The following is a 21,245-nucleotide window of genomic DNA, read 5'->3' on the forward strand; positions in this document are numbered from 1 at the left end:
AAAATCGCCAGTTCGCCGCCGGGCAAGATAGGGCTGTGTTTCAATACAGTGATAGTGACTATAAAAGAACTACTTATGTCAGATCCCTCTTTACTCGATCACAATGCCCGCGCCTGGGACAAACAAGCGCAAACAGAGAGCCCCTGGTCCTTGCCTGTCAGCAGCGAGCAGGTTGAACAAGCCCGTCGCGGGCAATGGCAAGTGCATTTGCTGCCCTCGCCTGTTCCTGCGGATTGGTTAGGTGATGTTCAAGGCAAATCCGTTCTGTGCCTGGCCAGTGCGGGTGGGCAGCAAGCCCCCATTCTGGCCGCTGCCGGGGCCTCGGTAACGGTGTTTGATCTGTCGGCCGGACAGCTGGATAAAGACCGTATGGTGGCCGAGCGTGATGGCTTGTCCTTGCAGATCGAACAAGGTGATATGTGCGATTTGTCGCGCTTTGGGGCCGAGAGTTTTGATCTGATCTTGCACCCGGTCTCTAACCAGTATGTGCCTGATATCAGCCTGGTCTGGAAAGAATGCGCTCGTGTTCTGCGTCCGGGTGGGCATTTGCTGTCCAGCTTCTTTAATCCGGCTGTGTTTATTGCGGATCGAGATCCTAGTTACGCCCAGCAAGGTTTGATTCGCCCTAAATTCACGGTGCCTTACTCGGATTTGAGCAGCCTGGACGCCGAAGCACGGCAAGCCAAGCAGGCACGCATGGAGCCTTTGATTTTTGGGCACTCCTTGGCGCAGCAGATTGGCGGGCAGCTGGAAGCGGGTTTGTATTTGGTCGATTACATCGAAGAAATGCACCCCGCCCCACGCTTTGAGATCGAGAAATACCTGCCCAGTTTTATTGCGACGCGCAGTCGCAAACCTGTTTAAAGCTTCAGGACTTGGGCTGAATGCGCAGTAGTTGGCCGTTGCTTTCGTCGGTCAGCACATAAACATCGCCATCCGACCCGACACGCACATCTCGGATACGCTGCTTCAAGTCTTGCAGCAAGCGCTCTTCACCGACGATGTGGCCGTCCTCTTCGTCAAATTCCAGACGAATCAAGGCTTGTTCTTTCAAGGCACCTACAAACAGGCTGTGCTGCCAGCCCGGGACGCGTTCGTTGTTATAGAAAGCCATGCCGCTGATGGCGGGCGAGACTGACCAGTAGTGGAAAGGCTCGGTCAGCCCCTCAAGCGGTGTGGGGCTGGCGTTGGGAATGGGTTTGCCGTCATAGCCTTGCCCTTCGGTACGCAAGGGCCAGCCATAGTTGGCGCCGGCTTGAATCCGGTTCAGTTCATCGCCGCCTTGCGGGCCATGTTCAGCCACCCACAACTCGTTTGTCCAAGGGTTCCAGGCCATGCCTTGCGGGTTGCGGTGGCCATAGCTCCAGATTTCTGCTCTGGCACCACGTTGACTGCGGAAAGGATTGTCGCGCGGCACAATGCCATCCGGGCGGATACGCACGACTTTACCTTGCAGGTGATCCAGTTGCTGAGCCGTGGCCGGCTGATTGTTCTCGCCCAGGGCGATATACAGGTCTCGTCCACCGGGATCAAAGGCCATGCGCACACCATAGTGCTGCCCCGTGGACAAGGCAGGCTCCTGACGGAAAATCGGGCGGAAGGCGTCGATACGTTTCAGGTCCGACGACAGCACGCCATAACCGACGGTGGTGGCCGAGTTTTGTTTGTCGCGGCGCTCGGCATAAGCCAGATAAATACGGCGGCTACGGAAAAAATCCGGGGCCAGAGCGACATCCAGCAAGCCCCCCTGGGATTGCGCATGGACTTTAGGCACACCGGCAATCGGTTCGGACAAGCCGTTTTCTTGAGTCCAAACACGCAGGCGGCCTGGGCGCTCGGTAATCAGAATGCCGGCATTGTTGGGCAAAAAAGCCATGGCCCAAGGGTGTTCCAGCCCACTGACCAGGGTCTCAACCGAGACAGCCGGTCCGCTGATGGCAGGAACAGGTTCAGATTGTGCCTGGGCCGATACTGAGGCCGTGGCTACGGCCAGGCCCAGCACGGTGGCTGCAAATGCAGAGGACAAACTGAAGGTTTTCTTTATACGCATAAGGCAGTGAAAGGCAGATAGGTGGGATGGAACACTCCCCTACTCTTTCATAGGGACAAATGGCTACGCTGTTTACGTATTCGCCCCACTGAAGGGGCGAATACGCTCAAGCACAAGCGAGGCTGAATTTAGCCTGGGTGGGTCATATCCAGTGGCACAATCCACTGATCGTACTGCTCGTTAGTCAGATAGCCGGATTTCAGGGCGGACTCACGCAGGGTCAGGCCTTCCTTGTGGGCTGTCTTGGCGATGTAGGCGGCCTTGTCGTAGCCGATGTGACGGTTCAGGGCGGTGACCAGCATCAGGTTCTGGTCCAGATTGTGCTGGATCTTTTCCATGACAGGCTCCAGACCTTGAGCGCAATGCTCGTCAAAAGCCAGGCATGCGTCGCTGATCAGGGCAATGCTTTCCAGCACATTGTGCACCATCACAGGTTTGTAGACGTTCAACTGGAAATTGCCCTGGCTGCCGGCAAAGCCCACCGCCGCGTCGTTACCGTACACCTGCACGGCCACCATGGTCAGCGCTTCGCACTGAGTGGGGTTGACCTTCCCGGGCATGATGGAGGAACCGGGCTCGTTCTCGGGAATTTGCAGCTCGCCAATCCCGCAGCGAGGGCCGCTGGCCAGCCAGCGCACGTCGTTAGCCATCTTCATCAAGGCACCGGCCAGGGTACGCAGGGAGGCGGACAGATTCACCAGCGCGTCGTGAGCCGACAGCGCAAAGAACTTGTTTTCAGCCGCCTGGAATGGCAGGCCTGTGATCTTGGCAATATGGGCTGCTGTGCGTTCGCCAAACTGAGGGTGGGCGTTCAGACCCGTACCCACGGCGGTGCCGCCAATCGCCAGTTGGTAGATACCGTCCAGAGCCTTGTCCACGGTTTGCAGGCCGAAATCAATCTGCGCCACCCAGGCACCAATTTCCTGGCCCAGCGTGATGGGCGTGGCATCTTGCAAGTGGGTACGGCCGGTTTTCACAATGCTGTTGAATTGTTTGGCTTTGGCGGCCAGGGTGTCGCGCAGCTGACCTACGTCTTTGCGCAGGCGGCGCTGACATTCCAGACCCACAGCGATGTACATGGCGGTGGGGAAAGTATCGTTGGAGGATTGGCCGCGGTTCACGTGGTCATTCGGGTGGACGGGCTTTTTGCTGCCCTTCTCGCCACCAGCCAGCTCAATGGCGCGGTTGGAGATCACCTCGTTCACGTTCATATTGCTTTGCGTACCAGAACCGGTCTGGAACACGACCAATGGGAACTCGGTATCCCACTGGCCTGCAATCACTTCATCAGCCGCTTTGACAATCAGCTGGGCCAGCTCGTCGGGCAATTCGCCCAGTTCCTGGTTGGCCAAGGCTGTGGATTTTTTCAGGATGCCCAGCGATTCGATCATGCTGCGGCCCCACTGGAAGCGGTCACGGCCAATTGGGAAGTTCTGGATCGAGCGCTGTGTCTGCGCGCCCCAATAGTGGTCGGCGGGAACCTCAATGGTTCCCATGGAATCCTGTTCAATACGTGTCGTACTCATCATGGCTCCTGTAAGAATTCGGAAGACAGTTCAGTTTGAAAATGGGGTGTTCACGGCTGGCGCAAGAAGCGCGCAGCCCACACACAGGCAATATCAAGCATGCGGTTGGAAAACCCCCATTCGTTGTCAAACCAGACCAGCATATTGACCAGCCCGTCCCCATTGGTTCGGGTTTGCGAGCCGTCCACCACACCGGAGTGCGGGTTGTGATTGAAGTCGATCGAGGCATGGGCCTGATCGGAGTAGTCCAGAATACCAGGCCATTGCTGCGCCGCTTTCTGGAACAACTGGTTGATTTCATCCCGGCTGGTGTCGCGTTCCAGGTTGACCATCAGATCAATGGCCGACACGTTCAAGATAGGGACGCGTATGGATTTGGCCTGAACTTTGCCTTTTAGTTGCGGTAACAGCCGCTCTACGCCAGTTGCCAGCCCGGTAGAGACTGGAATCATGGATTGCAAGGCGGAACGGGTGCGGGCCAGATCGCTGCTGTGGTAGCCGTCGATCATGGGTTGATCGTTCATGACCGAGTGCAGCGTGCTTAAAAAGGCGTGGCGTATGCCGAAAGTCTTATCCAGTTCAGCCAGAACCGGGATGATGGCATTGGTGGTGCAGGAGGCGTTGGAGACAATCCGTTCGTCGCCTTGCAACTGTTCATGGTTAATACCCAGCACAGCGGTGAAATCCACGTCCTGGGCACTATTGCCGGGATTGGATACCAGCACACGCGGGCAACCGGCGTCCAGAAATTGCTGCAGCTGGGCTCGACTGCCAAAGGCACCACTGCATTCGATCAGCATGTCCAGATCCAGCGCCGCCCAGTCTATGGATTTCGGGTCGGTTTCATGCAGCACCCGGATGGCCTTATCCCCCACAATCAGCTCGTGCTCGTTGTGCTCTACCTGGGCCGGAAATACGCCGTGGGTCGAATCAAAGCGCGTCAGATACGCCATGGTGGCTATGGTGGCGGGCTCGTTAATGACCACGACATCAAATTCCTGGCGTCGTGGGGATTCGTAAATGGCGCGCAGCAGGCAACGGCCTATGCGGCCATAGCCATTAATCGCGATGCGGATGGGACGAGGTAGCGGCATGGTCAGGGAACAATCAGAAAGTAATGGAGAAACCGCCGTCTACAACCACGATATGGCCATTGACATAGGAAGCAGCCGGAGAGGCCAGAAACACAGCGGCAGCGCGGATTTCGTCCGGCTTGGCCCAGCGTCCCAAAGGGTTGCGGCCAACCACTAAAGGACCTTTGACGGGGTCTTGAGCCAGGGCGGCATTGGTTTCCGTGGCAAAGGTGCCGGGGGCGATGCCATTGCTGGTAATGCCCTGCCCGCCAAATTCTACGGCCAGTGCTCGTACCATGCCGGCCAGACCCTGCTTGGCAACGGGGTAAATGGCGTCGCCGGGGCGAGCCAGCGGGCCTGCAATGGAGGTCAAGGTCACAATACGGCCGTGCCGGGTCTGAGCCTCGAGCATGGCTTGGGCCGCGTACTTGGACAGTTTCAGCGTAGCCAGCAGGTCTACATTCAGCAAATGCTCCACATCGCCCCAATCGGCATCCTGCAAGCGGCTGCGTAGTCGCACGCCCACATTGTTCACCAGAATATCGGGAGTGCCGACGCGCTGGCATAGGGCTTGATAGGAGTCTGGCAAGGAGTCCAGATCGGCCAGATCATGTTCCCAGGTATCCACCTGGGCACCGCCAGCTTCAAGCTCGTTGGCAAGAGGCAGGAGTTTACTGGCCTTACGACCATGCAAAATCACATGGGCGCCATGGGCGGCGTAGGCACGGGCGATTTCCAGGCCCAGACCGGCGGACGAGCCGGTCACCAGCGCACAGCGACCAGCGAGGGAGAAATTGGCTTGATAGGAGCTTAAATCAGTCATTATTTACAGCGTATGGCGTGCTTGGCCACGGTGGAAAGCAACAATGTTTTCGATCAACTGGTTTGCCAAGGCCTGCATGGCCTCCTGACTGGCCCAGCCTATATGCGGCGTCAAAATGTAATTGGGTAAGTCTAACAAGCGCATCAGGATATGGTCAGCGGGTGGCGGCTCGGGCGTGCAAACATCAATGCCTGCACCACCCAGCCAGCCCTGCCGCAAGGCGTGCTCCAGTGCCTGATTGTCGATCAGCCCGCCACGGGCGGTATTGATCAGCAAGGGGCGGCGTTCGGCCATACGCTCGAACTCGGCCATGCCCAGCATGTTTTGTGTTTCAGCAGTCAGGGGGCAATGCAGGGAGAGGACGTCGGCTTGCTCCAGCACTTGCTCAAAGGGCAAGCGGTCATCCGCATTGCTGACGATGGTCTGGCCACGGCGTTGAGCAAAGATGACTTTCATGCCCAGGGCTCGCCCCATGGTGGCGACGGCCTGCCCCAGAGACCCAGAGCCAATCAGCCCTAAGGTGGAGCCTGCCAGATCACGGATGGGATAGTCGAAATAACAGAACTGCTGGGCTTCTTGCCAGCGGCCTTCCTTGACGGACTGGCGGTAGGCGCAGATATTGCGGCGCAAGGCAAAGATCAGCGCAAAAACGTGCTCCGGAACACTGCGCACGGCGTAGTCGCGGATATTGCTGACCACAATGCCGCGTTCACGGGCGGCATCCAGATCAATATTGTCGCTACCCGTGGCGGCCAATGCGATCATTTTCAAGTTGGGCGCGGCCTGCAAATGCTCGCGGCGTAGAGCCACTTTATTGCTGATGACAATGTCGGCATCGGCAATACGTTCGGCCACTTGATCGGGAGCGGTACGTCCGTAAACTTGCAGTTCATGCTTAAAGGGAACCTGCGGCAGCTCTACGCTGTCTGACAGTGTTTCCCTATCCAGAAAAACGATACGAGTCAAAGAAGTCATGCCTGTCCTTGTCCTTGAGCTGCCCCTGGCATTCTGGCCCTATTTTCAGAGGGTTCTTGCCTTTGCTTGGGACCATCATCCGATATAGTAATGGGATTGATACAGGCTTGTCCCTGGTCTCACCCTCATAACCCTGTTTTATAGGTTATTGCTTATGCTCTTGTCCCTCTTGCTCTCTTTGGGCGCCCACGCCCTGATACCGGATAACGTCGCGAGCACCACTCCCCCACTGTACGACATTCGGGACTTTTTTCAGAATCCCAAGCGTAGCGGTTTCCGGATTTCGGATCAGGGGCGCATGATCGGCTTTATGGAGCCCGTCAAGATCGACGGCCACCCCGCCCGTCAGAATATCTTTGTGCAAGAGTTAAAAGGCAGTGAGCCTGTGGGCGAGGCTCGCCGCGTCACCGCCGAACATCAGCGCGATATTGCCGAGTACTTCTGGAAAGGCGATGAAACCGTTATTTATGCCAAGGACGTGAACGGCGACGAGAACTATCACGTTCTGGCTGTGAACGTGCTGACTGGCAAAGTCACGGACCTGACGCCGCTGGAAGGCGTACGTGCCGGGGTGCAGGACGATTTGCCGGACGACCCGGAGCATATTCTGGTGTCGCACAACGGCCGTAATCCGGAAGTATTCGACGTCTACAAGGTCAATGTCCTGACCGGTGAAAGCACATTGGCGGCCGAGAACCCCGGTGATGTACTGGGCTGGAGCACAGATCATCAAGGTCGGGTGCGCATGGCGATTTCGATCTCGGGTGTGGATTCCGAACTGCGTTATCGCGACAGCGATTCCGAGCCGTTCCGCAGCATTTTGCAAACGGACTTCCGCACGGAAGTCAGCCCTCTCTTTTTTCATGCCGACAATCAGCGCTTCTACGCCTTGAGCAACCGTGGTCGTGACACCTTGGCCTTGGTCTTGATTGACCCTGCCAAGCCGGATGAAGAAGAAAAAATCTACGAATTACCCGATCACGATCTGATGGGAGCTGGCTATTCTCGCCTGCGTCAGGTGTTGACTTCGGTGGATTATTACACCGACAAACCCGGTCAGCATTTCTTTGACGAGCACAGCGAGAAAATCCACGCCGCCATCGCCCGCCAATTGCCGGGCTACGAGATCAGCATTCAGTCCATCACACGCGATGAAAAGAAAATGATTGTGGCCAGCTACAGCGATCGCAATCCAGGTTCACGCTACCTTTACGATGTGGACAGCAATAGCTTGCACAAACTGGCTGTAATCAACAGTGCCTTGCCTGAAAGCGATATGGCGGTCATGCACCCTATCGAATTTACGGCACGTGACGGCATGAAGATTCACGGCTACCTGAGCCTGCCTTTGGGTGTCCCCAGCCGTAATCTGCCTGTGGTCATCAACCCGCACGGCGGCCCGTGGGCGCGTGATTACTGGGGCTTTAACCCCGAGGTGCAGTTTCTGGCCAACCGTGGCTACGCCGTCTTGCAAATCAACTTCCGTAGTTCGACCGGTTATGGACGCAAGTTCTGGGAAGCGGGTTTCAAGCAATGGGGCCTGAGCATGCAGGACGACATTACCGATGGCGTTCAGTGGCTGATTGATCAAAAGATTGCTGACCCCAAGCGCATCGCCATTTACGGCGCCAGCTACGGTGGATACGCGACCTTGGCCGGTATCGTGAAAACCCCGGACTTGTACGCCGCAGCAGTGGACTATGTGGGCGTGTCCAACTTGCTGACCTTCATGAATACCATCCCGCCGTACTGGAAGCCTTTGCTGGTAAAAATGCACGCCATGGTAGGTGATCCGGAAAAGGATAAAGAGCTGCTGGAAGCCAACTCCCCCGTTTTACATGCCGACAAGATCCGCACTCCCTTATTTATCGCCCAGGGCGCACACGACCCACGGGTGAACAAGGCAGAAAGTGATCAGATGGTTGCCGCTTTGAAAGCGCGTGGTGTGGATGTGGAGTACATGGTCAAGGATAACGAAGGCCACGGCTTCCATAACGACGAGAACAAGTTCGAGTTTTACGAGCGTATGGAGCGCTTCCTGGCTCGCCACCTGCAGCCTCGATGATTTTGGAGTGGCGCGACATGCTCGCGCCATTTGTTTATCGCACTTTTGGAAAGAGAACTTATGAAACTGTATTACATGACTGGTGCTTGTCCTTTGGTGACCCGCATTGCATTGGAGTGGATAGGCAAGCCGTTTGAATCCCAGCGCGTCAGCCGTGACGAACTGCAGCAAGAAGAATTCCTGAAACTGAACCCCAACGGCGCTGTGCCTGTTCTGGTCGATGGTGATCTGGTTCTGACACAAAGCATCGCCATTCTGGAATACCTGAACGAGAAGAACCCGCAAGCCAATTTGATTGGCAGCACCATCGAACAACGCTTTGAAGCCCGCCGTTGGCTGGCCTTCCTGAACGCCGAAATCCACCGTAACGTGGGCGTGGTGTTCGGTACGCATCGCTACGCGGATCAGGAAGCGACCCAGGCCGAAGTCAAGGCCAAAACCGCTGCCTTGCTGACTAAGCAACTGGGCGTGATCGACAAGCACCTGGAAGGCAAAGAAACCTTGTCGGGCTCCTTGTCCGTGGCTGATGCTTACCTGTACGTGGTACTGCGCTGGGCTGCTCTGATGAAGCTGGACCTGTCGGGCATGAAGAACCTGAACGCTTTCTTTGCTCGCATGGAGCAGAACGAAGGTGTGAAGGCGGCACTGCGCGGCGAAGGCTTGTTGAAGGATTAAGTCGTTTCGCAGCTAGCGATATCAGGTTTCAGGGGATGCTGTCGTGTTCTGCTCCCCTGAAGCGTCCGGCAAGCATATCGACAGCTTTTAGTTCTGGTGCGAATGGCCTTGTTCTGACTTGTCACCCGAATAAAAAAAACCTGAATCCAGCAAAAGCTGAGATTCAGGTTTTTTTCAAGCACGTAAATTAAAGCGTGCTTTAAATCGATGACGCTCTACCGCTTTGAGGCTGCATTCGCTGGCAGTCTAAGCCCCCAAATACGCCTTCCGAATATCCGGATTTGCCAGCAGATTGGCGCCGGTATCCTGCATCACTACCTTGCCGGTTTCCAGCACATAGCCACGGTCTGCAACTTGCAGGGCCTTATTGGCGTTTTGTTCTACCAGAAACACCGTCACGCCTTCATCGCGAATGGTACGGATGATGTCAAAGATCTGGGCGATGATCAGCGGGGCCAGGCCCAAGGTAGGTTCGTCCAGCAGCAGCAAGGACGGTTTGCTCATCAGTGCGCGACCGATGGCCAGCATTTGCTGCTCACCACCTGACATGGTTCCTGCTCGTTGCGTAGCGCGCTCTTTCAGGCGGGGGAACAGTTTGTAGACGTGGTCCTCTCCTTCGTCGATCTCGCTGCGGTTCAGAAAGAAACCGCCCATCTTCAGGTTTTCCGACACGGTCAGGTCTGGAAAGACGCGACGGCCTTCAGGAGAGATGGCGATGCCTTTGCGCATGATGCGGTGCGTATCGGCGTGGGTGATGTCCTCGCCCATGAAGCTGATGCTGCCCGAGCTGGCTCGGGGCGAGCCGCAAACGGTCATGAGCAAGGTGGTTTTGCCAGCGCCGTTCGCGCCAATCAGGGTGACGATCTCGCCCTGATTCACGTCCACGCTAACTTGATCCAGCGCCTGAATAGCGCCGTAATGGGTAGATACGGAGTCCAGCTTCAGCACTTATTCTTCCCCCAGATAGGCTTTGATGACGCGCGGATCATTGCGCACTTCTTCAGGCAGGCCGGTGGCAATGGGTTTGCCATATTCCATAACCAGGATCCGGTCTGATACGCCCATAACCAGGCTCATATCGTGCTCGATCAGCAGGACGGCCACGCCAAATTCGCGGCGCAGTTGGTCGATCAGGGCTTGCAGATCGCGTTTTTCTTGGGGATTCAGGCCCGCCGCAGGTTCGTCCAGCATCAGCAAGCGCGGCTGGGTGATCATGCAACGTGCAATTTCCAGGCGGCGCTGGTGGCCGTAGGCCAGGTTGCCCGCTTCACGGTTGGCCATATCGGTCAGGCCCATGAAGTCCAGCCATGTCACCGCACGCTCTTTAGCTTCCTTTTCGGATTGCTTGTAGCGTGACAGGTTCAGCAGACCGGACAAAAAGCCGGCCTTGAGCTGGCTGTGCTGGGCAACCAGCAGGTTCTCCAGCACCGTCAGCTTCTTGAACAGACGCACGTTCTGGAAGGTACGTACCAGGCCTTTTTGTGCCACCTTGTGGCTGGACAGGCCGTGGATGGGCTGGTCTTCCAGGGTGACGGAACCGGAGGTGGGCTTGTAAAAGCCGCCTACGCAGTTAAACACCGTGGTTTTACCGGCGCCGTTGGGGCCGATGATGGCAAACACTTCGTCTTTAGCCACATCGAAGCTGACGGAATCCACCGCCAGCAAGCCACCAAAACGCATCGACAGATCGGATACTCGGAGTAATGGGCTCATGTACGCAACTCCACATGAGGACGTTGCACAGGCAGCAGGCCCTGTGGACGCCAAACCATCATGGCCACCATGACCAGACCAAAAATCAACATCCGATACTCCGCGAACTCTCGGGCCAATTCAGGGACCACTGTCAGCACAATAGCAGCCAGAATGACGCCGATTTGTGAACCCATACCACCCAGCACCACGATGGCCAGGATCAAGGCGGATTCAATAAAGGTGAAGGACTCTGGGTTGACCAGACCCTGACGGGCGGCAAAGAAAGCACCACCAAAACCGGCAAACATGGCGCCCATGGTAAAGGCGGACAGTTTGATGGAAGTGGGGTTCAGGCCCAGCGAACGGCAAGCAATCTCGTCCTCGCGCAGGGCTTCCCAGGCACGACCAATAGGCATGCGCACCACACGGCTGGAGACCAGCAAGGTGATCAGGGCCAGCGCCAGGGCCATCAAGTACAGATACACCACCACGTCCTGGTTACTGAAGGTCCAGCCCATCAGGTCATGGAAGGTGGTCTGCCCTTCTGGCGCACGGCGTGCCATGGGGAAACCGAATACGGTTGGCTTGGGGATACCGGAGATGCCATCCGGGCCGCCGGTCAGGTCATACATATTAATGAGCAAGAGGCGAATGATTTCACCAAAACCCAGGGTGACGATAGCCAGATAGTCGCCACGCAAGCGCAGCACGGGGAAACCCAGCAGAAAGCCGAACAGGGCCGCCATACCACCCGCTAATGGCAGTGCTTCCCAGAAGCCCCAGCCTGCGTAGTGATAGAGCAAGGCGTAAGTGTAGGCGCCCACGGCGTAAAAGCCCACAAAACCCAGGTCCAGCAGGCCGGCAAAGCCCACCACGATATTCAGCCCCAGGCCCAGCATGATGTAGATCAGCACCAGGGTGGCAATATCCACCTGGGCACGCCCACCAAAAAAGGGCCAGACCACGGCACAAGCGATCACGATGTACAGCAGGATCTTCTTGTGCTGCATGCTCAGTTTGGGCAGCGTCCAGCGGCTTTCACGTATCTTGGTGCGATTGACGTTAGGACGGATCAGCTGGACCACAAAGACCAGTGCCATACCGATCAGAATGATCTGCCAATCGCTTTCCAGATGGGTGTTCATCCCGGCGCGCACAATTTGCAGGCCAAAGACGGGAGCCACAATAATGCCTGCCAAGACAGCGGCGATAAATGCATTGCTAAAGCGGTTCATCATCAGACTTTCTCCACCTCGGGTTTACCCAGCAGGCCCGTTGGGCGGAACAGCAGGATAAAGACCAACAGTAAAAAGGCCACGATGTCCTTGTACTGCGACGAAATAAAGGCAGCGGCAAAGGTTTCTGCCAGACCCAGCAGGACACCGCCCAGCATGGCGCCCGGGATGCTGCCAATACCGCCCAGCACGGCTGCCGTAAAGGCCTTGATACCGGCAATAAAGCCGATGAAGGGGTTCAGCTTGCCAATGGCGGTGGCAATCAGCACGCCGCCCACGGCAGCCAGCATGGCGCCGATGACAAAGGTAAAGGAGATGATTTTATTGGTGTCGATACCCAGCAGGTTGGCCATGCGCAAGTCTTGTGAACATGCACGCGAGGCGCGACCCAGACGCGAGTACTTGATGTAGAGGCTGAGCATGATCATCAGCACCACGGTCACGACAATGATCATGACGCGTGAGTATGGCGCCGTGACGGTAAAGCCGTCTGCGCCCAGGCTGAACTGAAAGGAGCCGGACAGCAAGGTGGGCACTGCCATATCGCGTGCGCCCTGGCCCAGGGCAACCCAGTTCTGCAAGAAAATGGACATACCAATGGCCGAGATCAGCGGGACCAGCCGAGGGCTGCCACGCAGCGGCGCATAGGCGACTTTTTCAATCGCATAGCCGTAAACGGCGGTTACCAGAATGGCAACCAGCAACATGATAAGAATGATCAGCCAGATGGGCAGACCCGAGCCTACGCCAATCGCAGTCAGGGTTACCAGCCCGACATAGGCGCCGATCATGTAGATCTCGCCGTGGGCAAAGTTAATCATTCCGATAATGCCATAGACCATTGTGTAGCCGATGGCGATCAGTGCATAAATAGCGCCCAAGGATAATCCATTGAACAGCTGCTGCACGATCTGAGGGAGTAAATCAGACATGCTTGTTTTTTTCCGTTGAGTCCGTCGTTTTGTTCTGAGGCTTTGTGGGCATCCAAAAGCAATGCCCCCGTTCTTCGTAAAGAGCGGGGGCACATAATCCAGTCTTATTTCTCAACTAGATCAAAGTTACCTTCTTTATCCCACTTGAAAACGGCAAATTCGAAATGCTTCAAATCACCCTTGGCGTCGTATTCTACCTTGCCAATGGCGGTATCGAACGCATTTGCGTGCATGTAGTCGGCCCCCTTGGTCGAATCCTCGCCTACCGCGTTGATTGTATCGGCAATAATTTGCACGGCCGCGTAGGCCGGGAAGGTAAAGGCCCCGTTAGGATTGCGCTTGTATTTGCTGAAGTTTTCCATCACATCCTTGTTGGCCGGCATCTTGGTGAAGTCGGTTGGCAAGGTCACCAGCAAGCCTTCCACTGCCGGACCGGCAATGGCGACCAGATCGCGGTTGGCAACGCCTTCCGGACCCATGAAGGTGTTGGTCATGCCTTGTTCACGCGCCTGACGCAGCAGCAGGCCCAGCTCGGCATGGTAACCACCGAAATAAATCAGATCGGGGTTCACGCCCTTGAGCTTGGTGATTACGGCCGAGTAATCGCTGTCACCGACGTTAATGCCCTCGTACATGACAATGTTCATGTTCTTTTTCTTGAGCGCGTCACGCACTTGCGTGGCAACACCGGAGCCGTAAGTCTGCTTGTCGTGCAGGACGGCAATGCTCTTGGGCTTGAGGACGTCAGCAATGTAGTCGGCCGCAAAGGGGCCTTGCTGGTCGTCACGACCAATGGTGCGGAAAAAGTAATGGGGCTTGATAGTGTCGGTGACCAGAGGCGAGGTCGCACCGGGAGTAATCGCCACAATGCCTTCCTGCTCGTAAATATTCACGGCAGGCACCGTGGTTCCCGAGCACGCGTGGGCCACGGCGAATTTCGCGCCGGAGTTGACCACACGGTTGGCTGCAGGCACAGCCTGTTTGGGTTCGCACGCATCGTCAATCAGGACGGCTTCCAGCTTTTTGCCTTTGACACCCCCTGCTGCGTTAATCGCGTCAATTGCGGTCAATGCACCGGCCTGGATTTGGTCACCATATTGGGTGGAGGGACCAGTCATGGGTTGAGGGATACCAATTTTGATGGTGTCCGCCGCATAGGCGGTGCCCATGGCCAGTACGGTGGCCAAGGCGGTCAGAGCGGGGGTAAAGCGTCGAGTAAGGGTCATAGCAGCTGTCTCCCGAGGCCGGGGGTTCCCGGCATTGCTTTTTAGAAAGTGCTTATTCTGGGGTCTGGATAGGCATTGTTATGCTCCAGGGGAACCCATTTTGGGGGAGCCGCCTAAAACTTGTCACTTCGTATAAGCCCTAGCGCCCTGCTTATTTATTTTGAAAATAACGAGGCATTGTTAACAGGGTGTTTCCAAAACCCGCTCGCATACTAAAAGCCTTGTTTATAAAAGAAAAGAGGAGCTCCCTTGAGAACTCCCCTGTTTTTTGTTTTTACTGCTTTTTTATTGCGCTATATCAATTTTTGACGATGCTATAGGGAGTAATCCGGGGATCAGGAAAACTCTTGGGCCAGCTCTCCGGCACGCACTTTGGCAGCATTGACTGCTTTTTGGACCAGTGGTGTAAAGCCGCCTTCGTTAAAGATATTCAGGGCGGCTGCCGTAGTCCCCCCTTTGGAGGTGACGCGCTCGCGCAAGACCGAGGGCTCTTCCGGCGACAAGGTGGCCAACTGGGTCGCACCGTGCAGCGTTGCCAGGGACAGCTGGCGGGCCTGTTCTGGCGACAAACCTTGCTCGATACCGGCTTTGATCAAAGCTTCGATGAACAAAAACACGTAAGCTGGACCACTGCCTGAAACCGCCGTGACGGCATCAATGGCCGCATCATTTTCAACCCAGACCACTTCCCCCACGGATTTCAACAATTGCTGCGCAATGGCTTTATCGCTTTCATCCACTTGTTCCAGGGCCATCAGGCCGGTAATGCCACAACCAATAAAGGCCGGGGTATTGGGCATACAGCGGATTACACGCTGGTACGGCTGGCCGGGTTCGCCCAGCCATTGGGCCAGAGCGGTTGCCGGAATGCCAGCGGCCACGCTGATCACCAAGGTGTCCTCTTGCAGATAGGGTTTGCAGGCCAGTACGGTCTCTTTCATGACCTGGGGCTTGACGGCAAAAACCCAGATACGCTGCTTGGACAAGGCCGGGCCGGGTTCATACGCGGTTTGTACACCTTGCTGGGCCCACGACTCCAGGGCGGGCGGGTAAATATCAATCGCCAAAACGTCCGAGCCGCCGCAGCGTTTCCCAATTAAACCAGCCGCCAGGGCACTGGCCATATTGCCCGCGCCAATAAACGCCAGCTTAAAAGAGGTATCGTGTGGATTCATCATCGCTCCCATTAAAAATCTGTCCTCTGACACGTTTTCTTAGCGTTTGAGGGTAATTAGTCATTGCTTATATAACGCTGTCATGGATACATTCACGAGAGCGTCATAAACAAGTCATAAGCTTGAGTTTTAAAACCTGCTACACCTTAGCGGCACCTTTTATACAGGAGAAAGCCTGATGCGAACAAAACTATTTGCTCTGTCTCTAGCCGGTCTGATTGCTTCTATCGGCACTGCGCAAGCGGCCACAGAAATTCAGTTCTGGCATTCAATGGAAGGAGCCTTGGGCGAACGGGTTAATGCATTAGTCAAAGACTTTAACGCATCTCAGTCGGACTACCAGGTTAAAGCCTCGTATAAAGGCAACTATGGCGAGTCCATGAACGCCGGTGTCGCCGCTTTCCGTGCCGGTAATGCCCCCGATATTTTGCAAGTATTCGAGGTGGGGACTGCCACCATGATGGCCGCCAAGGGCGCCATTCAACCAGTTCAGGAAATGTCGGAGAAAGCGGGCAAACCTATCAACCCGGATGACTTTCTGGGTGCGGTTGCCGGCTACTACTCCTCCAATGAAGGCAAGCTGATTTCCATGCCTTTTAACAGCTCCACCCCGGTGCTGTACTACAACAAGGACGCCTTCAAGAAAGCTGGCCTGGATGCCGAGAAGCCGCCCAAGACCTGGCAGGAGCTGCACGAAGCCGCCAAGAAACTGCGTGAGTCCGGTCAAGAGTGTGGCTACACCTCTTCCTGGCCCTCCTGGATTCTGCTGGAGAACTTTGCCGCCTGGCACAACATCCCCTTTGCCAGCGAGAACAACGGCTTTGGCGGCCCCAGCGCTCGTCTGCAGCTGGATAACCCACTGTTCCTGAAGCACATGACTTTCCTGGCAAATATGTCCAAGGATGGTTCCTTCTCCTATGGTGGTCGTGGTGATACGGCCAACGCCCTGTTTACCAGCGGCAAGTGCGGCATGTTTACCGGCTCCAGCGGTAACCGCGCCAACATCATCAAAACCGGCGAATTTGAATTTGGCACCAGCAGCCTGCCCTACTACAGCGATGTACAAGGCGCGCCTCAGAACTCCATTATTGGTGGTGCTTCCCTGTGGGTCTTTGCCAAGAAATCGGATGATGTCTACAAGGGCGTGACCGAATTCTTCCACTTTATCTCCAGCCCTGAGCAAGCGGCGGCCTGGCACCAGGACACCGGCTATGTGCCTGTGACCAAAGCAGGCTTTGAAAAGACAAAGGACTCCGATTTCTACGCCAAGAACGTGGGCGCAGATGTTGCCGTCAAACAGCTGGACGCCAGCACCACCGAGAATTCGCGTGGCATTCGTCTGGGTTCCTTGCCACAGATTCGTGACATCGAAGATGGGGTGATGGAACAGATTTTTGCTGGCAAAGTCACCCCTGAAGAAGGTTTGAAAGCCATGCAAAGTCGTGGCAACGAACTGCTGGAGCGCTTTGAAAAGAGCGTGAAGTAAGCCCTGCCCGCCTTGCGCGGGTGGTTTACAATCGAGCGTATGAGTGTGCGGACGGCGTCTTGTCTTGGCCTCAGGCCGGCAAACTGTCACCATCTTGTCCAAGCCGCTCATACGCTTTTCGTTTCATTAGAAGTCTGTCCACCCTGATGGTGGCGCTCCCTTCCCATTGCGCGCAAACCTATGGAAAAACGTGTCGTCTTTCGTCATAAGACACTGCCCTATTTGCTACTTGCTCCGCAGCTAGCCATTACTCTGATCTTCTTTTTTCTGCCTGCCGGTCAAGCGCTGTGGCAGGCTTTTCATTTGGAAGACCCCTTTGGCCTGTCTTCGCAGTTTGTAGGCCTGGATAACTTTGCCGAACTGTTCAGTAGTGCGGAATATATGGCCTCGTTCAAGACGACGGCGGTATTTTCGCTTGCCGTGTCGGTGTTGGGGCTGGTCGTAGCTTTGGTGCTGGCCGTGATGGCGAATAGAGTGATACGGGGCGCCCTGCTGTATCGCAGCTTGCTGATCTGGCCTTATGCCGTGGCAACGGCGGTGGCTGGGGTGTTGTGGTTGTTCCTGTTCTCCCCCTCTGTAGGGATTGTGGCCGTGTTCCTGCTGGAGCATGGCATTCAGTGGAATCCACGCTTGAATGGCAATGACGCCATGTTGCTGGTGGTGATTGCTTCGGTCTGGAAGCAGATCTCCTACAACTTTCTGTTTTTCCTGGCTGGCCTGCAAGCCATCCCGCGCTCCCTGATTGAAGCGGCCGCCATGGATGGTGCCGGCCCTATGCGCCGTTTCTGGGGCATTGTGTTTCCTTTGCTGGCCCCGACGACCTTCTTCCTGCTGGTCGTGAACATTATTTATGCCTTCTTTGACACCTTCGCCATTATTGACGTGGTCAGTCAGGGCGGGCCGGGTGAAGCCACCTCGATTCTGGTTTACCGGGTCTACAACACGGGTTTCCGTGGCCTGGATATTGGTTCTTCGGCAGCCCAGTCTGTGGTGCTGATGGCGGTGGTTGTGGCGCTGACGGTGATTCAGTTCCGCTATATTGATCGCAAAGTGACGTACAGCTGATGCGCAGCAAGGAACATAGTCATGGTTGAACGACGCCCTATTCTTGATTTTTTTTTCACGCATCTGACCCTGATTCTGGGTGTGATCGTGATTGCCCTACCCTTGTACATCACCTTTGTAGCTTCCACTCAGACCAGTGCGGAAGTGGCCCGTGCGCCCATGTCGCTCTGGCCGGGCTCGCACATGGTAGAGAACTACATCACCGCTTTGCAGGGTACGGCGACCAACTCCCCACCAGTGGGACGCATGTTGCTGGTCAGCATGGTGATGGCGCTGGGCATCGCGGTTGGCAAGATCATTATTTCCATGCTCTCGGCCTTTGCCGTGGTGTATTTCCGCTTCCCGTTCCGCATGCTGTTTTTCTGGATGATTTTCGTCACCCTGATGCTGCCGGTGGAAGTGCGCATTATGCCCACGTACAAGGTCGTGGCGGACCTGCAGTTGCTGGACAGCTATGGCGGCCTGATCCTGCCCTTGATCGCTTCAGCAACCGCGACCTTCCTGTTTCGCCAGTTCTTTTTGACGGTGCCCGATGAATTGATCGAGGCCGCCCGTATTGATGGTGCCGGCCCGATGCGGTTTTTTAAAGATGTTCTGCTGCCCTTGTCCAAGACCAGCATTGCCGCTTTGTTTGTGATTCAGTTTATCTACGGCTGGAACCAGTATTTGTGGCCGCTGATCATTACCACCAAAGAGGATATGTACCCGATCGTGGTTGGTATCCGGCGCATGATTTCCGGTGGTGACAGCGTGACCGAGTGGAACGTGGTGATGGCCACGGCCCTTTTGGCCATGATCCCGCCTGCCCTGGTGGTGATGCTGATGCAAAAGTGGTTCGTCAAAGGTCTCATCGACTCTGAAAAGTAATTCTCTACAGGCTTTATTGAATGGCTAGCTTACGATTTGAAGGCGTCAAGAAAACCTACCCGAACGGGACGGTCGTTATTCACGGCATTGATGTGGACGTGAAGGATGGCGAGTTCGTGGTGATTGTGGGCCCCTCTGGATGCGGTAAATCGACCTTGATGCGTATGGTGGCGGGGCTGGAATCTGTCACGGCAGGTCAGGTGCTGATCGACGGCAAGGTCGTCAATGATCTGGAACCGGCTGAACGTGACATTGCCATGGTGTTCCAGAACTACGCGCTCTACCCCCATATGTCAGTCTTTGACAATATGGCGTATGGCTTGAAAATCCGTAAGTTTTCCAAGGATGAAATCAAGCAAAGGGTCAATGCCGCCGCTGCGATCTTGGAATTGGGTGCCCTGCTGGAACGCCGTCCAGGGCAACTGTCGGGGGGGCAGCGTCAGCGTGTTGCGATGGGCCGTGCGATTGTGCGTGAACCCAAGGTGTTCCTGTTTGACGAGCCCCTGTCCAATCTGGATGCCAAGCTGCGAGTGCAGATGCGTCTGGAAATTCAGAAACTGCATCGTCGCCTGAAAACCACCAGCCTGTATGTGACTCACGATCAAATTGAAGCCATGACCTTGGCCGAGCGCATGATTGTGATGAATCAGGGCATGCCTGAGCAAATCGGGACACCCGCCGAGGTATTCGAAAAGCCTGCTTCCGTCTTTGTGGCCACTTTCATTGGCTCACCGCCCATGAACCTGTTGCCAGTAGAGGTGGATGCACAAGGTCAGATCACGCAAGACAATGGCCAGCCTGTGCAGTTTGGCCCGGAAATGGTGCCCGCTGCGGTGCGTGGCCGCAAGGTGTTCCTGGGCATACGACCAGAACACATCCAGCTGCATGTGCCCGGTGTGACCACGCAGGTGGAAATGGTGGAAATTCTGGGTTCCGAGCAGTTACTGCATCTGGGTTGTGGCGACTATCGCATCATCGTGCGCTGCCCGATTGAGCAGACTCGCGAATATCCAATTCAAATTGGCGAGGCCATCCAGATTGGCTACATGCCACCCCACCCTTTGCATTGGTTCGACCGCGATACGGGTTTGCGTATCGAGGCCTGAGCAGCCTGCCTGAAGCAAGGTGCTCCAAGGCGCGATACATAATAAAAAACCGGCCCGAAGGCCGGTTTTTTTACGAGCAAGAATCAGGGATTACTTGCCGTAGACGGTTTTGGAGCCGTCAGCGTGCCAGCTGAAGACGTCAAATTTGAAGTCGTTCAGGTCGCCCTGCTTGTTCCAGCTGATTTGACCGATAGGCGTTTTCACGCTGTTGGCGTGCAGGTAGTCGGCCACTTTGACTGGATCGTCCTCGCCAGCGCCCTTGATGCCTTCGGCAATCGCAATAGTTGCGGCGTAAGCGGACAGCTGGAACGCACCGCTAGGATCGCGCTTCTTGTCCTTGAAAGCCTGGACGATGGCCTGGTTGTCCGGATCTTGCGAGAAGTCCGCAGGCAAGGTCAGCAGCATGCCTTCAACGGCTTTACCGGCAATGGCGTTAATGTCAGGGTTACCTACGCCTTCCGGTCCCATGAAGTGGACTTTCACGCCTTGCTCAGCGGCTTGACGCAGCAGCAGGCCCATTTCAGGGTGGTAGCCACCAAAGTACACGAAGTCCACGCCGGTGGATTTCAGCTTGGTGATGACGGCGGAGTAATCGCTGTCGCCCGCGTTAATGCCTTCAAACAGGGCAACTTCGGTACCGGCTTTTTGCAGTTCGGAACGAACCGAAGCGGCAATACCTTGGCCGTAGGACTGTTTGTCGTGCAGGACGGCAACTTTCGTGGGCTTGATCTGTTCCAGGATGAACTTGGCAGCGGCTGGACCTTGCTGATCGTCGCGACCAATGGTGCGCAGGATCATTTCGTAGCCTTTGCCGTCGGTAACAGCAGGTGCTGTTGCCGATGGAGTCACCATCAACACGCCTTCGTTGTTGTAGATATCGGTGGCCGCGATGGTAGCGCCCGAACAAACGTGACCGACAACATAGTGGATCTTGTCATTCACGATACGGTTGGCTGCGACGGGACCTTGCTTGGGTTCGCAGGCATCGTCAACAGTGACCAGTTCGAGCTGTTTGCCCAGAACGCCACCGGCAGCGTTGATCTGTTCGATGGCCGTATCGACGCCTTGTTTGACCATGTCACCGTATTGGGTAACCGAGCCTGTGAAAGGACCAGCCAGTGCAATACGGATGTTGTCAGCGTGAGCAGCACCGGACAAGAGCAGACCCGTTGCCAGGCTCATGGCCGCTGCAACAGGAGTGAAACGAATTTTCATAGAAAACACCTCCGTGAATATGCAGGAAAGCATACACCGATAACAGGGCTTTATGC

General features: G+C 55.8%; 19 protein-coding genes. 7 read left to right on the top strand and 12 right to left on the bottom strand.

Annotated features, from left to right (window positions below):
* Positions 1-75: 75 nt before the first annotated feature.
* Positions 76-864 carry a class I SAM-dependent methyltransferase gene (locus D0C27_RS03305; RefSeq protein ID WP_052159377.1) on the top strand — a complete coding sequence of 263 codons (789 nt, stop codon included), beginning with the start codon at positions 76-78 and terminating at the stop codon, positions 862-864.
* A gap of 4 nt (positions 865-868) precedes the next feature.
* On the opposite strand, the gene D0C27_RS03310 is transcribed toward D0C27_RS03305, so the two are convergent.
* The 5 genes from D0C27_RS03310 to D0C27_RS03330 all read right to left on the bottom strand — a co-directional run bounded on the left by D0C27_RS03310 (position 869) and on the right by D0C27_RS03330 (position 6,447).
* The gene (locus D0C27_RS03310) at positions 869-2,050 is read right to left on the bottom strand and encodes a PQQ-dependent sugar dehydrogenase (protein ID WP_240688302.1); all 1,182 of its coding nucleotides are present in this window, start codon (positions 2,048-2,050) and stop codon (positions 869-871) included.
* Positions 2,051-2,178: 128 nt separating this feature from the next.
* Positions 2,179-3,576 carry a class II fumarate hydratase gene (fumC, locus tag D0C27_RS03315; RefSeq protein ID WP_026482570.1) on the bottom strand — a complete coding sequence of 466 codons (1,398 nt, stop codon included), beginning with the start codon at positions 3,574-3,576 and terminating at the stop codon, positions 2,179-2,181.
* A 50-nt stretch (positions 3,577-3,626) separates the two neighbouring features.
* On the bottom strand, positions 3,627-4,670 hold the full coding sequence (locus tag D0C27_RS03320; protein ID WP_060185072.1) for a type I glyceraldehyde-3-phosphate dehydrogenase: 1,044 nt from the start codon (positions 4,668-4,670) through the stop codon (positions 3,627-3,629).
* Positions 4,671-4,683: 13 nt separating this feature from the next.
* The gene (locus D0C27_RS03325; protein WP_137430418.1) at positions 4,684-5,472 is read right to left on the bottom strand and encodes an SDR family oxidoreductase; all 789 of its coding nucleotides are present in this window, start codon (positions 5,470-5,472) and stop codon (positions 4,684-4,686) included.
* A 3-nt stretch (positions 5,473-5,475) separates the two neighbouring features.
* Complete coding sequence (locus tag D0C27_RS03330; protein WP_137430419.1) at positions 5,476-6,447, bottom strand: D-2-hydroxyacid dehydrogenase; 972 nt, start codon at positions 6,445-6,447, stop codon at positions 5,476-5,478.
* A 154-nt stretch (positions 6,448-6,601) separates the two neighbouring features.
* Between D0C27_RS03330 and D0C27_RS03335 the strand changes: the two genes are divergently transcribed.
* Together D0C27_RS03335 and D0C27_RS03340 are read left to right on the top strand one after the other, a co-directional pair.
* Positions 6,602-8,512: a S9 family peptidase gene (locus D0C27_RS03335; protein WP_009453968.1), complete on the top strand. Its 1,911-nt coding sequence runs from the start codon at positions 6,602-6,604 to the stop codon at positions 8,510-8,512.
* A gap of 60 nt (positions 8,513-8,572) precedes the next feature.
* Positions 8,573-9,187, top strand: coding sequence for a glutathione S-transferase family protein (locus D0C27_RS03340; RefSeq protein ID WP_060185070.1), 615 nt, complete (start codon positions 8,573-8,575; stop codon positions 9,185-9,187).
* Between the two features lie 246 nt (positions 9,188-9,433).
* On the opposite strand, the gene D0C27_RS03345 is transcribed toward D0C27_RS03340, so the two are convergent.
* The 6 genes from D0C27_RS03345 to proC all read right to left on the bottom strand — a co-directional run bounded on the left by D0C27_RS03345 (position 9,434) and on the right by proC (position 15,450).
* Entirely contained in the window at positions 9,434-10,135 is a 702-nt protein-coding gene (locus D0C27_RS03345) for an ABC transporter ATP-binding protein (RefSeq protein ID WP_060185069.1), read from the bottom strand.
* Positions 10,136-10,900 (bottom strand): high-affinity branched-chain amino acid ABC transporter ATP-binding protein LivG, encoded by a 765-nt coding sequence (livG, locus tag D0C27_RS03350; protein ID WP_035271558.1) that lies wholly within the window; start codon positions 10,898-10,900, stop codon positions 10,136-10,138.
* A complete protein-coding gene (locus D0C27_RS03355; RefSeq protein ID WP_021446595.1) occupies positions 10,897-12,120 on the bottom strand; it encodes a high-affinity branched-chain amino acid ABC transporter permease LivM in 1,224 nt (407 codons plus the stop codon). Before D0C27_RS03355 ends, livG begins: the two co-directional genes overlap by 4 nt.
* Positions 12,120-13,049 (bottom strand): high-affinity branched-chain amino acid ABC transporter permease LivH, encoded by a 930-nt coding sequence (gene livH / locus D0C27_RS03360; RefSeq protein ID WP_009453959.1) that lies wholly within the window; start codon positions 13,047-13,049, stop codon positions 12,120-12,122. The genes D0C27_RS03355 and livH overlap by 1 nt, the downstream gene beginning before the upstream one ends.
* A 104-nt stretch (positions 13,050-13,153) precedes the next feature.
* Positions 13,154-14,275, bottom strand: coding sequence for a high-affinity branched-chain amino acid ABC transporter substrate-binding protein (locus tag D0C27_RS03365; protein ID WP_060185068.1), 1,122 nt, complete (start codon positions 14,273-14,275; stop codon positions 13,154-13,156).
* Between the two features lie 335 nt (positions 14,276-14,610).
* Positions 14,611-15,450: a pyrroline-5-carboxylate reductase gene (proC, locus tag D0C27_RS03370; RefSeq protein ID WP_230940536.1), complete on the bottom strand. Its 840-nt coding sequence runs from the start codon at positions 15,448-15,450 to the stop codon at positions 14,611-14,613.
* A 178-nt stretch (positions 15,451-15,628) separates the two neighbouring features.
* Here proC and ugpB point away from each other — a divergent pair, with 178 nt between their 5' ends.
* The 4 genes from ugpB to D0C27_RS03390 all read left to right on the top strand — a co-directional run bounded on the left by ugpB (position 15,629) and on the right by D0C27_RS03390 (position 19,974).
* A complete protein-coding gene (ugpB, locus tag D0C27_RS03375; protein WP_009453953.1) occupies positions 15,629-16,936 on the top strand; it encodes a sn-glycerol-3-phosphate ABC transporter substrate-binding protein UgpB in 1,308 nt (435 codons plus the stop codon).
* Positions 16,937-17,116: 180 nt separating this feature from the next.
* The gene (gene ugpA, locus D0C27_RS03380; protein WP_026482581.1) at positions 17,117-18,001 is read left to right on the top strand and encodes a sn-glycerol-3-phosphate ABC transporter permease UgpA; all 885 of its coding nucleotides are present in this window, start codon (positions 17,117-17,119) and stop codon (positions 17,999-18,001) included.
* Positions 18,002-18,022: 21 nt separating this feature from the next.
* The gene (gene ugpE / locus D0C27_RS03385; protein ID WP_137430420.1) at positions 18,023-18,868 is read left to right on the top strand and encodes a sn-glycerol-3-phosphate ABC transporter permease UgpE; all 846 of its coding nucleotides are present in this window, start codon (positions 18,023-18,025) and stop codon (positions 18,866-18,868) included.
* 20 nt (positions 18,869-18,888) lie between these two features.
* Positions 18,889-19,974 carry a sn-glycerol-3-phosphate import ATP-binding protein UgpC gene (locus tag D0C27_RS03390; RefSeq protein ID WP_021446598.1) on the top strand — a complete coding sequence of 362 codons (1,086 nt, stop codon included), beginning with the start codon at positions 18,889-18,891 and terminating at the stop codon, positions 19,972-19,974.
* 90 nt (positions 19,975-20,064) lie between these two features.
* Here the strand turns inward: D0C27_RS03390 and D0C27_RS03395 are convergent, their stop codons facing one another.
* Positions 20,065-21,189, bottom strand: a complete 1,125-nt coding sequence (locus D0C27_RS03395) for a branched-chain amino acid ABC transporter substrate-binding protein (RefSeq protein ID WP_026482583.1) — start codon at positions 21,187-21,189, stop codon at positions 20,065-20,067.
* Positions 21,190-21,245: the final 56 nt, after the last annotated feature.

This window comes from Alcaligenes faecalis (genome assembly GCF_005311025.1).
Taxonomy (GTDB): domain Bacteria; phylum Pseudomonadota; class Gammaproteobacteria; order Burkholderiales; family Burkholderiaceae_B; genus Alcaligenes; species Alcaligenes phenolicus.

Coding starts and splice junctions, on each gene's coding strand:
- D0C27_RS03305 (WP_052159377.1), top strand. CDS start 76: ATGTCAGATCCCTCTTTACTCGATCACAATGCCCGCGCCTGGGACAAA.
- D0C27_RS03310 (WP_240688302.1), bottom strand. CDS start 2,050: ATGCGTATAAAGAAAACCTTCAGTTTGTCCTCTGCATTTGCAGCCACC.
- fumC (WP_026482570.1), bottom strand. CDS start 3,576: ATGAGTACGACACGTATTGAACAGGATTCCATGGGAACCATTGAGGTT.
- D0C27_RS03320 (WP_060185072.1), bottom strand. CDS start 4,670: ATGCCGCTACCTCGTCCCATCCGCATCGCGATTAATGGCTATGGCCGC.
- D0C27_RS03325 (WP_137430418.1), bottom strand. CDS start 5,472: ATGACTGATTTAAGCTCCTATCAAGCCAATTTCTCCCTCGCTGGTCGC.
- D0C27_RS03330 (WP_137430419.1), bottom strand. CDS start 6,447: ATGACTTCTTTGACTCGTATCGTTTTTCTGGATAGGGAAACACTGTCA.
- D0C27_RS03335 (WP_009453968.1), top strand. CDS start 6,602: ATGCTCTTGTCCCTCTTGCTCTCTTTGGGCGCCCACGCCCTGATACCG.
- D0C27_RS03340 (WP_060185070.1), top strand. CDS start 8,573: ATGAAACTGTATTACATGACTGGTGCTTGTCCTTTGGTGACCCGCATT.
- livG (WP_035271558.1), bottom strand. CDS start 10,900: ATGAGCCCATTACTCCGAGTATCCGATCTGTCGATGCGTTTTGGTGGC.
- D0C27_RS03355 (WP_021446595.1), bottom strand. CDS start 12,120: ATGATGAACCGCTTTAGCAATGCATTTATCGCCGCTGTCTTGGCAGGC.
- livH (WP_009453959.1), bottom strand. CDS start 13,049: ATGTCTGATTTACTCCCTCAGATCGTGCAGCAGCTGTTCAATGGATTA.
- D0C27_RS03365 (WP_060185068.1), bottom strand. CDS start 14,275: ATGACCCTTACTCGACGCTTTACCCCCGCTCTGACCGCCTTGGCCACC.
- proC (WP_230940536.1), bottom strand. CDS start 15,450: ATGAATCCACACGATACCTCTTTTAAGCTGGCGTTTATTGGCGCGGGC.
- ugpB (WP_009453953.1), top strand. CDS start 15,629: ATGCGAACAAAACTATTTGCTCTGTCTCTAGCCGGTCTGATTGCTTCT.
- ugpA (WP_026482581.1), top strand. CDS start 17,117: ATGGAAAAACGTGTCGTCTTTCGTCATAAGACACTGCCCTATTTGCTA.
- ugpE (WP_137430420.1), top strand. CDS start 18,023: ATGGTTGAACGACGCCCTATTCTTGATTTTTTTTTCACGCATCTGACC.
- D0C27_RS03390 (WP_021446598.1), top strand. CDS start 18,889: ATGGCTAGCTTACGATTTGAAGGCGTCAAGAAAACCTACCCGAACGGG.
- D0C27_RS03395 (WP_026482583.1), bottom strand. CDS start 21,189: ATGAAAATTCGTTTCACTCCTGTTGCAGCGGCCATGAGCCTGGCAACG.